The organism is Dendronalium phyllosphericum CENA369 (assembly GCF_016056275.1).
Classification (GTDB): Bacteria; Cyanobacteriota; Cyanobacteriia; order Cyanobacteriales; family Nostocaceae; genus Dendronalium; species Dendronalium phyllosphericum.
The window spans coordinates 1-11,778 of the sequence record NZ_JAECZA010000110.1 but is presented as its reverse complement, the minus strand read 5'-3'; the positions used below and the strand labels follow the sequence as shown (position 1 = coordinate 11,778).

Here is an 11,778-nt window from a genome sequence, read left to right as displayed (position 1 = left end):
AGACAGCCCCACACCCCGCCCCAACGGGGCTTGGTCAAAAAAGGGTTTGTCGAACTCACGCTGATTTAGTAGTAATCGCCATACTACGTGTAGTCCATGCTACGCTTTTACCTGTTCCTACAACTTGGAATGTCTTGATATCCCACCAGAGGAAGTAGTAGCTACTGGCTTGGGTTTGTTAAAAAACTTTGAATGACGGTCGTTACGCTTAGAAAATCAGCAATATGCCACAATACTTCGGTCAACTGCAAACCACTGAAGCGCCTTGGACAAATTTGGGGATAGTACAAGCAGTAGAAAAAAATCAGCGTTATGTTCTTTTTAGGTGTGGTGAATCCTGTTTGAAGATTAGCGTACTGACATCAAACTTGATTCGGGTTAGGGTGACATCAACTGGTGAATTTTTACCGCGTAAATCCTGGGCGGTAACAATAGAAGATGAAGAATGGTCTGCTGTAGATTTTGAAGTCAAAGAACAAGCAGATGTAGTGGAAATTACAACCCAGCAGTTACGCTTGGTAGTCCACCGCAATCCTTGTCGGCTTGAGTGCTTTGATTTCGCAGGACAGTCTTTTGCTAAGGATGCATCAGCTGTAGGTTGGCGAACTGGTGCGATCGCAGGATGGAAACGCATTGCAGCTGACGAACATTTTTATGGCTTTGGCGAACGCGCTTGCTTACTCGACCAAATCGCGACAGTTAGAACTAATTGGACATTCGATGCCCTTGATTACGGTGTTCTCACTGATAATATGTATCAAGCGATTCCTTTTTTCATGGCGTTGCGTCCAGGAGTAGGGTATGGCATTTTCTTCAACACCACTTTTCGCAGTCAGTTTGATATTGGTGTTCGAGAACCCGGTGTTTGGCGGATGGAGACACAAGGTAGCGAATTAGATTACTACATTATTTACGGCCCCGAACCTGCAAAAATTATTGCTACTTATACTCAGCTAACCGGACGGATGTCGTTACCGCCAAAATGGTCGCTTGGCTATCATCAGTGTCGCTGGAGTTATGAATCACAAGATATCGTTCGCCAACTAGCTGAAGAATTTCGCCAGCGTCAAATTCCTTGTGATGTTATCCATCTCGATATTGATTATATGAATGGGTATCGGGTGTTTACCTGGAATCCTAAGCGTTTCACCGAACCACAAGAATTAATAGATGACCTTAAACAAGATGGTTTTAAGGTAGTGACAATTGTCGATCCTGGGGTGAAGTATGAACCAGAAGCAGATTACTCAGTCTTCGAGGAAGGACTTAATAACGATTATTTTGTCAGAAAAACTGATGGAGAGCTATTTCACGGCTATGTTTGGCCTGACAAAGCAGTATTTCCTGATTTTCTGCGGAAAGAGGTAAGGGAATGGTGGGGAAATTCGCACAAAAGCCTCACTAGTCTTGGTGTGGCCGGCATTTGGAACGATATGAACGAACCCGCATTAAATGACCGTCCCTTTGGCGATCCTGGGAATAAAATTAGTTTTCCTCTCGATGCACCACAGGGGCCGACAGACGAGACAGGTACTCACGCTGAAACTCACAATTTGTATGGGCTGAAAATGGCTCAAGCCTGTTCGCAAGCCTTAGAAAAATTGCGTCCAGTAGAACGCTCATTTGTTTTAACACGGTCTGGTTATGCAGGTATTCAGCGCTGGTCAGCAGTATGGACGGGAGATAATCAATCTATGTGGGAACACCTAGAAATATCTTTACCGATGCTGTGTAATCTAGGTTTATCAGGTGTGGCTTTTGTGGGTGCTGATATTGGTGGGTTTGCGGGTAATGCCACAGCAGAACTATTTGCTCGTTGGATGCAAGTAGGAATGCTTTACCCAATGATGCGGGGACACTCGGCAATGACTACAGAAAGACATGAGCCATGGGTATTTGGCGATCGCGTCGAAAAAATTTGCCGCGAATACATGCAACTGCGTTACCGATTGCTGCCTTACATTTATACTTTGTTTTGGGAAGCGACAAATACAGGCGCGCCGATTTTACGCCCCCTACTTTATCATTTTCCTAGCGATCGCCATACCTTCACCCTTTCCGATCAAGTGATGCTTGGCCCTTCATTATTAGCAGCACCAATTTACCGTCCGGGTATGGAATACCGTGCAGTCTATTTACCTGAAGGTCGCTGGTACGATTGGTGGACTGGTGAAGTCTTCACAGGGCCGACTCACATCCTGACACATGCACCTCTTGAGCGTATGCCATTATATACCCGTGCTGGCTCGATTATTCCCATGTCACCAGTCATGCAATATGTAGACGAACGTCCTCTCGACCTGCTGACAATTCGCGTCTGGGCTGGTGAGGGTGAGTTCACTTTTTATGAAGATGATGGTAATAGCTTTGAGTATAAAACAGGAGCTTATTGCACAACCCATTATCGCGTTTATTTACAAGAACAACAAATTATTGTGGAGATTGGCACACGAGAAGGTGATTTTTCACCAGCAACGCGGGAAGCGATCGTTGAAGTGGTTGGTGTTGGCGAACAGCGCTTTATTGATGATAGTACAGCACGGCAATTGAGATTTACATTCAGGGGTACTGAGACGCGATGAATCGCATCTGTACAAGGTGCTGAGTAGCGTTTTTTAGGTAAATCAATTACACAGGTAGGGGCGCTATTACGTTCGCCCTTACAAACAATTCATGTATCGTTCAACTCAATTTTTATCAAAAAAATACCCAATTTCTTTAATAAATCGGGTATATCGAGTTTTCTGTTTTCAGAAATTAAAGATAATTGTGATAAGTAGGTAGACATAATTAAATGTAAAATGCCAACCAGTGAAACCCTGTCATAAGCTGGCATTTACCTTCTGCCTTCTGCCTTCTACTTACTTCAATTTGAAAAATGCCAAACTTTTACAGTTTTATCTTTACTAACACTGACTATTTTGTTGGAATTTGTTGTAACTCCTAATATCCAATCAGAATGACTGGGAAGAGTATAAAGTAATTTACCATTGTATACATCCCATACTCGCACATTCGGATCGAGACCCCCACTAACTAGATATTTTCCATCTTTAGTAAAGTTTACAGATACAACTCTGCCAGCATGTCCTTCAAAATTTTGGAAAATTTCTCCTGTTTGCCAATCCCATACTTTGATAGTTTTGTCCCAACTACCACTAGCTAAATATTGACCATCTGGACTAAAAGCAAGGGAACGCACTGCATTGGTATGAGAATTAATTGTGCGAATTAACGCACCAGTATTTAAATTCCAAATTTTAATTTTGTTATCTATGCCACCAGTTGCAAATACTTGACCGTCAGGATTGATAGCTACAGTAAAAATTCTGCCTCTATGCCCTTTAATAGTACGCAATAATTTCCCAGTCTGTAAGTTCCAAAATCTTAATTCACCATTTTCATCGCTACTAACAATAGTTTTTTCATCTGGACTAACAGCAACAGAAAAAATAGGTGTAGAACACTCAAATAAAGTTTTAACTAATTGTTTTTTTTGTAAATTCCAAATTTTGATATTTCCATCATCACTACCACTAACAACAGTTTTATCGTTATCAGTCAGTACCAAAGACCTGATAGTAGCAGTATGACCAATTAAATCATCTACAGTTTTAGTTTCTAAATTCCAAACTTTAATTTTCTTATCTGCATCTCCACTCACCACAGTTTTACCATCTTGACTAACAGCAACAGACCAAACAGCGTCAGTATGTCCGGTGAGGGTTTGAGTGAGATTAATATTTTCTGTTTTGGGAATATCTTGTGCTGTTGAAACATGCATTTTAGTCTCTGGAGGCATAACAGGAAGAGTCATGGAACGAAAAATATAAAAACTCCCAAATATGAGTACAAGCAGTGAAGCAATACCCACTGCAAATCCCCACATTAAGGTATTATCAAAAGGGAAAATAGCTTCTATTCCTTTTCCTGTAGTCTCGCTTAGTGCTGCTTTAGCTAGAATAATTTGACGATAATCTTCTACTTGATACTTTTTATTTTCTCCCTGGATCTGAGTCTGTACGCTCTGTATTTGAGTATTTATCTTCTGTAGTTGAGTATGTACGCTTTGTATTTGAGTTTTAGCAATATTTCTCTGAAAGCTACTTACTTTAGCTTCATTTTTTGATAAGGCTTGCGGTATCTGTGTAGTTTTGACAAATTTTATTTCAGCATGATTTGAGATAAATAAATTTAGTAAATCTCTCTGTAATAATGCAAAGTTACTTTGTTCGCGCACTTCTGAAGAAATGGCGACTCCATGACGTACAGGTATATATTTATTGAAATCCGTAATAAATATGTTTTCTATAAAATCGGGTAAAACTTCTCTATCTATCTGCGAAACAGTACCATTTTGCAAACAATCAAAAATATTTTTTAATAATGAAGGCTGTAATTTGCCAGCGAAATAGTAACAAACAAAGTAAGGTACATGAGCGCGTCCAAAATCGTCAAAGCCATCATTATAAAGCCAACCAAATAAAGTTTGGTCAGAAGAAATTTGATGTAAATATACAGCTTGATAACCTGCACTAGGTGGAGCGTAAGCATCCCAGTATTGGTAAACTATCTGTTGCAGAAAAACTTGCTGGACTTCTGGGGGAACCTCTGCACTTTTGAGGACTGTAAACCCCACGCCAGCAAAGCTAGTATAAATAAGCTGTCCAAAAAGCTGAGACATGGCGACAAGGGGAAATAGATAATGTGTTAATGTATAGCTTGATTTGGTTGAATTTGACTTTGTGGTTGTTCTTTTAAAGGTAGTTGTTCCGGGGTAAAAGTAAAAGACCCAAATGCAAATAATATAGAAGAAATAATTCCCAACAAACTCACACTTGCTATAGACAAGATTAAGATATATCTTCGCATTTGTGGTGAGATGATCTGACCAATAAATAAGCTTTGATTCAATCCGTTGGCAAGATTTTGTTGTGTCAGAAACTGATGATGTTTATTTAATTCTGCTAGTAACCAAAGTAACGGTTCAGCAGCACCTCTGGCCCTGAGTGCAGCAATACCTTCCATTGAGACAATAGGAATAGCTGAATAGAACTTTTGATAGTTTGCTTTGACTGTATCAAGGCGAGAAACTAAAGGTTGGAGACTCTGCTCAATTTTTAATTTGGTAACTGTACCTTGTTCCAAAAGGTCGCATTTTGTGAGAATAATAGCAAAGACGTACTTGAGACGATGTTGAGAAGCAAGAGAAGCGATCGCAACTACTTGATGAAAGATATCTTCTAATGTCTGACTATATTTTGTATCGTGTAATAATGCATGAGCGCTAATAAAGACGCAACAACCGTGAGAAGCTAAGATCATTTCCTGGAAATCTGGATTGCGGATATCACACGACTCACCCGGAATATCCCACCAGCGGAAGTTACAGAGGGTTTTCATTCCCCAAAGAGTATTACGCTTTAAGCTGAAATTAAAGCTGGTAATTTTAATTGTTGCCGGTGGATAAAGATTTGTATTGGCAACATGGTTAGTAATTTTTTCCATGTTCGTCTGAACATCAGTATCTTGACATTCAAACAAGAAGTTATGCGGGTTATTGGTGAGAGTATCAGCGTGTAATTCAGCGTAGCTTCCTGCTAAAAAAACTGTTTTGCCTACACCGCGTTGACCGATACTTAATAGGCTAAAAGTTTTGGGATTTTTTGGTGCAGAGATATTCATATCAGGTAGATCGGCATTAATAAAGGTAACTCATGAACGCGTAAATTGTCAGAACCCTAATCCTAAAAGCCAAAATTGCGGAAAAACCGAGAAAAAAACTTTAGAGGATTACCACGAATAATACGCCGAGAAGAAGATAAAAATCCAAATGTGACTTGACGCAAACTATAACCTGTTCTGCTTGAAGATGAAAGATTTACAGAACCATTGTTACTAGAGAGATTAGTGTTGTCTTCAGCAAAAGAATCTATAGCTGTTTGTTGGAAGAAAAAACCTTCAAATCCTCCGTTGATTTGTTCTTGTTGTCGATCTGATAGGTCTATTAACTCATCGGAATTATTTGTTTTATCGAGTCTATCCATAACTGTTCTCCAAGTCTGGCTAATTACAGTAAAAACTTTCGGTAATGAAAAGTTTAGTAAGATATAAATTTCAAATGTTCCCCAGGGAAAGAACGTAACTTTTGCAAATTTCCCTGTACTAATACTTTACCTTTATCTAATAAAGTCACCCAATCTGCACGCTCAATAACACTTGGACGATGGGTAATCATAATGGTAGTTCTACCTTTACGATATGCTAGTAATTTATCTAAAACATTTGCTTCGCTGACTGGATCTAATCCGGCCGTAGATTCATCTAAAATTAAAATAGGAGGGTCTGTAACGATTCCTCTGGCAATGGCTAATCTTTGTCTTTGCCCCCCAGATAAATTTGCACCAAATTCACCTAAAACTGTTTGATATTTATTAGGCAATTGGCTGATAAAATCATCAGCATCAGCAAGTTGACAAGCTTTAACAATTTGTTCAAAAGATATATAAGGTGTGCCTAAACGGAAATTTTCAATGATGCTGCGACTCCAAAAATGTGCATCTTGAGGAACGTAGACAATTTGTTGGCGCAGAGATTCTAAAGATAAGTCTTGCAGATTAAAGCAATCTATACGGATATTGCCAGAGTTTGGTTGGTATAATCCAGCAATTAGTTTGGCGAGGGTGCTTTTGCCACAACCCGATTTACCGATCAGGGCGATCGCGCATCCTCCCGGCAGAGTTAAAGAAAAATCTTCCATCAATTCCAGCCTCCCAGCATGATGGAAGTTGAGGCTTTTACAGTGAATGTCTGCATTTCCCGGAAGCTGGGCATGTGGTTTTTGCGTAGTTGTGGTAACTTCAGGTGTCGCGTCTATTACTTCCCCTAAACGGGTAACGGCTGTTTGAGTGCGGAAATATTCATCGACTAGGCCAATTAAAGAACCCATCAATGCCAAAACATTTCCTTGCAAACTATTAAAAGCTAAAAGTTGTCCAATACTTAATTCTTTACTAATGACCAATAAACTACCAAAACCGAGTAAGGAAATACTCCCAATACTACTGACCATTTGAGAAAAAATCCCATTGACAATGCTAATTTGAACGGTATTGAAGGTAATATTTGCTAAACGTCCAAATCGAGTTTGAAATTCTTCCCAAAATTGCGGTGCGGCGTTAGTGGCTTTGATGACTAATGCACCTTTGAAAGTTTCTACTAATACCCCTTGATTTTCTGAAGATAAGACTAATAACTTTCGAGTTGCTTGTTGTAAAATCGGCATGAAAGGCAGTGTCGAACAAGTCATCAATACCCCAATCAAAGTCACAGCCAAAGTGAGCTTCCAACTGTAAAAAACCATGAAACAGAAGGAAATAAACGCCACAAAAAATTGGCTAGGTAATAGGGCGACAATTTGAGAGACTAACTGATTTATGTCATTAATATCTCGGAGACGACTAACAATTTCACCACTGCGCCGAGTTTCGTAATAACTCAAAGGTAAGTTTAAGATTTTACGCCCAAAATCTAAGACAAACCCTAACTGTAATCTTTGGCTAAAATGAGCAACTAAAGTAGATTGTAATAATTGTAATGCGCCATTGAATAAGGTCATTATCACTACGGCGATAATAACCACCGTAAGTAATTGCGTATCTTGTCTAACTAAAACATCATCTGTAAGAATTTGTAATAGAAATGGACTAGCAAGAGACAGGAGACCCAAAACAATATTGATTGCTAAAACCCCAAAAATTAAACCCCGATAAGGTAAAATACGTCTTAGAAAGCGTCCAAAGCCAGTAGATGTATCTGTTTCGCTTTGCTGAGATAAAGATTCAACGTCCGGTTCCAATAGCAACATGATGCCATTCCATGATGCTACTAACTCCGCACGTTTGAGATAACGGATACCTAAAGCAGGGTCAGCTACTACGTATTTATTACCGCGTTTACCATATAAAACTACCCAATGATAACCTTTCCAGTGGATAACACCTGGTAAAGGAAGTTCTTTCAGACGGTCTAAGATGTCTGGAGAAGCTTTAACAGAACGGGTTTTAAAGCCTAAATTTTCAAATCCTCGTTTTAAACCTAGTAGTGTAGTTCCTAACTGCCCCGTTCCCACAGCCTCCCGACTGCGGCTAATACTAATCAAGCGTCCGTGATACTTGCAGATAGATGCTAGACAAGCAGCACCGCAGTCTTCCTCACTCAATTGGAGAACACATTGATAACCATTGCGGCGGATAGGTGAAGAAAGCATAGGGCATTCATCGAAAAATTAGCAAGATTAAAATTCCCCGATCTCCACATCTGGGCTATTCTGCGCGAGATGAAAAACTACATCAAACGCAGAGATATCAAAAAATTAAATATTCGATATCAAACGCATTTTGCGGAGGATAAATGTCAAGACTGTTTCTTGACTGGAGATAATATCGGCTTTGCCTTCCATGCCCGGTAGTAGTTGGCATTGGTGTTTGCTGTCGCCGACGTACATCTTTTCGGGTTCGATGATTACTACATAACCAGAAGTCTGATTTCCGGAATCAGGTACGGTATCTGGCGAGACAGTTTTGACAGTGCCTTTAAGAGTTCCGAAGTCAGGGTAAGGACAAGCCGAAACTTGCATCTGTACAGCTTGTCCTGGTTTAACTTTGTCGATATCGCTAGCAGAGACTTGGGTTTTGACAACGAGGGGGGCGTTTTGGGGGGCAATGTAAGCAACCGCTTCTCCCGAATGCACGACTTGTTGCGGGTTACGCAGGGTGAGTTGCAGGAGAGTTCCCGTGGTGGAGGCACGAATAATAGTGTTGTCGAGATCGCTATTTAATTGTTGCAGTTCTTGTTGAGTGCGATCGCGTTGTTTTTGCTGTTCTAATTTTTGTTGCAGCAATGTTTGTCTTTCTTTATCCAAAGCGGCGAGATCGGCTTTTCCTTTGGCTGTTTCTTGACTAATGCGTTCTACCGCCACAGTCACAGATGCATTGCTGGGGTTAATAGCAGTATTTGCCCGTTCTAAGTTGAGTTGGGCAACTTTTAGGGCTTGTTGTTTCTCTTCTAGAAGATTTTTTGCCGAAATTTTCGCCTGTTCTAGCTTTGCCTGGGCAGCTTTGACATCTTGTTCTTTTTCTTCTAAAAGATTACGGGGAATTGCCCCAGATTTGACAATGGCTTGCAGTCTATCCCGTTGGGTTTTGGCTAGTTGCAAGCCTGCTTCTGCTTCTTTGACAGTGACAGCTAATATTTTTTCTTTCTGTAATCTTTCGACTTGAGTCTTTGCTAGTAATAAATCAGCTTCCGCTTGATTTTTATCTGCTTGTGCCTTAACCTGTAGGTCTTGATAGTTGCGTTGTGTACCTGCTAACTCAGCTTCAGCAGCGGAGACGTTACGGTTAATTAAGCTAGTTTGTGCGGCTACTTGTGATTCTAGATTTCTGATTTGTGCGTCGATTTGCCGAATTTGTAACTCACTTTGTTGAATAGTACTTTGCAGTTGACTTTTTTGAGTTTGCAAACGAGAGTCATCAACGCGGGCAATTTCATCCCCTTGTTTTACTTGTTGGTTATCACTCACCGAAATTTTTGTGACTGTTCCTTCCACCGCCGCTTGGACTAACCGCAAATCTCCTGCTGGACGAATTGTTGCTGGAACTTTGACAGCAATATTGTATTTAAGAACAGTAGATAAAGCAACTGCCCCACCAAAAATAGTAATTAAAAATGCTCCCCCAATCATTACCCAAGGACTAATCTGAGGGAGAAACTCATTTCCTTGAAGCGCTGGCAAGTGTTCGGGAGTTGGAGTTTCTAGCATAGTAATTAGTAGTGTAAATTTAAAACTGTTAAAGATAAAAAAGATAAAGGGCAAAGGATGCAAGAATACAAAATCTAATTCTATGTTCATCCTTTACCCTTACTATCGACTCGGAAAAATGTAATTAATTCAACTGAATTAACCTTCTCAGTTAACTGAGAGCAATTTTAAACAAATCGTTAGCGAAGGTGTTAGTATTAGAAGCTGCGGTAGCTCGTGTAACTCGACTGCCACCAGGGCCAGACTGTACGTCAGAAACAGTTGCTAGTTTTTGTTCGGAAAAACCAGTATTAACTTTATTAGCTAAGTCAATACCATCAATATTGCCGATGCTCAAACCACCTGCGATCGCTTCTTCTTGTTCGGTAGATAAGTCTACTAGTAATTCGGATTGCATGATTGAATCAGACATGATTTTTACCTCAATTTAATGTGTGTGAACTAAATTAACTTTGTGAGTTACTTGAGATCGATTTTGAATAACTCGTTAGCGAAGGTGTTAGTATTAGAAGCTGCGGTAGCTCGTGTAACTCGACTACCACCAGGGCCAGACTGTACATCAGAAACAGTTGCTAGTTTTTGTTCAGAAAAACCAGTATTAACTTTATTAGCTAAGTCAATACCATCAATATTGCCGATGCTCAAACCGCCTGCGATCGCTTCTTCTTGTTCGGTAGATAAGTCTACTAATAAATCAGTTACTTGGATGGAATTAGACATGATTTTTACCTCAATTAAGTGTAGTTTTTATTGATTGTTAGGTTCTGGCAGTTAGTCAAGATTATTCTTTTTCGGCTTTATACATAATGAATTGATGTATTAAAGAAAAACTTGTCTGACTGACTGTTTTTGTATCAAGCAACCTTTACTTGATTCATGAATACAGTCTAAATAGTAAACATGGTATTTGTCTATAACAAAAAAGAGGTTGAAAGGACATAAAAGTTACAGTTTTATTAAGAAGATTTTGACGCTATTGCTATCTTTATAAGCTAAAAAAAGAAATAGTTTGTTTAGATGGATATTGTAATTTTAAAAAGGTTTATTTAGGTGGATTATAAATAGATTTTTTTGCAAAAAATAAAACATTTTTGTCCCTAAATAATGAATTTTAATGCATTTTAGACTTTGAATTTTATATTTTAGAGCCACTATATTGCTTGATTGACCAAAGTTGTAGCAAGTGAATTGATTGTGAAAGGTTACTAAATAAATTTTTAAGCTTTCTATCTGTCGTCATAATTTATCAACTTTGTATAAGCTTCAAATAAAAATCAACGCCAGAAAATTCTGACGTTGATTTTTAAAAAATATTAATAGCTTTAAAAGTTATACTCTGCCCATTAAAAAATATAAAATCTGGCGATATTTACGATTGTCGATTTTTCTAAGGGTATTTTCAAGATTGAATTAAAAAATAGCTGCCGTAAAATATTGCTTGTTGCCTAAATTTCCTTGTGGTTCGCTCGTAAAGTTCTTTTACTTTATCCCACAGTTTTTGTGTCCATGTATAGCCTTGTTGAGTTGCGATCGCATCTTGTAGCCTTGTTCTTGATATAGTTTTAAATGTTATCCCCACCGGATCGCAAATTAAAACTACACCATTTAAATAAGTTAAACAATAGTGGATACATTTTGCTATCAAGAGCCAAAAAATATACGGTAGCTTAACTGTTTTCATTCTCAAGCCCCAGCCACTAAGAAGTTACAGCAACAATCATGCAGATCCGGAATACCGCTCTTAGTTATTTCTTCACCTGCCTTCAGAGCAATTACTGAAAATTTCTGGCTATCTTACAAATCTTTTAAAGTAGTCTCGCTTTCATTACTATTTTTGTAACAGCGTCAGCAGCCAGAAAGCAAGAGTATAAGAGAATAAGGAGCCAAGAAGATAGGGAGAATTTTTATCTTGTTCCTCCTGCCCCCCTGCTCCCCTGCCCCTCTGCCTTCTTTAA

Annotated in this window: 9 protein-coding genes; 1 reads left to right on the top strand and 8 read right to left on the bottom strand. The window is 39.2% G+C overall.

All coding sequences use genetic code 11. From position 1 onward, the window contains the following. Positions 1–224: 224 nt before the first annotated feature. Positions 225–2,582 carry a glycoside hydrolase family 31 protein gene (locus tag I8752_RS19655; RefSeq protein WP_214433984.1) on the top strand — a complete coding sequence of 786 codons (2,358 nt, stop codon included), beginning with the start codon at positions 225–227 and terminating at the stop codon, positions 2,580–2,582. Between the two features lie 284 nt (positions 2,583–2,866). Here I8752_RS19655 and I8752_RS19650 read toward each other — a convergent pair whose 3' ends face one another. The 8 genes from I8752_RS19650 to I8752_RS19615 form a co-directional block, all read right to left on the bottom strand. Continuing rightward, the gene (locus tag I8752_RS19650; protein ID WP_214433983.1) at positions 2,867–4,684 is read right to left on the bottom strand and encodes a WD40 repeat domain-containing protein; all 1,818 of its coding nucleotides are present in this window, start codon (positions 4,682–4,684) and stop codon (positions 2,867–2,869) included. A 26-nt stretch (positions 4,685–4,710) separates the two neighbouring features. Beyond that, positions 4,711–5,685: a hypothetical protein gene (locus I8752_RS19645; RefSeq protein ID WP_214433982.1), complete on the bottom strand. Its 975-nt coding sequence runs from the start codon at positions 5,683–5,685 to the stop codon at positions 4,711–4,713. Positions 5,686–5,747: 62 nt separating this feature from the next. Further along, positions 5,748–6,047, bottom strand: coding sequence for a hypothetical protein (locus I8752_RS19640; protein WP_214433981.1), 300 nt, complete (start codon positions 6,045–6,047; stop codon positions 5,748–5,750). Positions 6,048–6,100: 53 nt separating this feature from the next. Further along, positions 6,101–8,269 (bottom strand): peptidase domain-containing ABC transporter, encoded by a 2,169-nt coding sequence (locus tag I8752_RS19635; protein ID WP_214433980.1) that lies wholly within the window; start codon positions 8,267–8,269, stop codon positions 6,101–6,103. A 105-nt stretch (positions 8,270–8,374) separates the two neighbouring features. After that, on the bottom strand, positions 8,375–9,823 hold the full coding sequence (locus I8752_RS19630) for an HlyD family efflux transporter periplasmic adaptor subunit (protein WP_214433979.1): 1,449 nt from the start codon (positions 9,821–9,823) through the stop codon (positions 8,375–8,377). A 151-nt stretch (positions 9,824–9,974) separates the two neighbouring features. Next, the gene (locus tag I8752_RS19625) at positions 9,975–10,235 is read right to left on the bottom strand and encodes a CTB family bacteriocin (RefSeq protein ID WP_214433978.1); all 261 of its coding nucleotides are present in this window, start codon (positions 10,233–10,235) and stop codon (positions 9,975–9,977) included. Between the two features lie 47 nt (positions 10,236–10,282). Next, positions 10,283–10,543, bottom strand: coding sequence for a CTB family bacteriocin (locus tag I8752_RS19620; protein WP_214433977.1), 261 nt, complete (start codon positions 10,541–10,543; stop codon positions 10,283–10,285). 679 nt (positions 10,544–11,222) lie between these two features. Then, on the bottom strand, positions 11,223–11,504 hold the full coding sequence (locus I8752_RS19615) for a hypothetical protein (protein ID WP_214433976.1): 282 nt from the start codon (positions 11,502–11,504) through the stop codon (positions 11,223–11,225). Positions 11,505–11,778 lie beyond the last annotated feature (274 nt).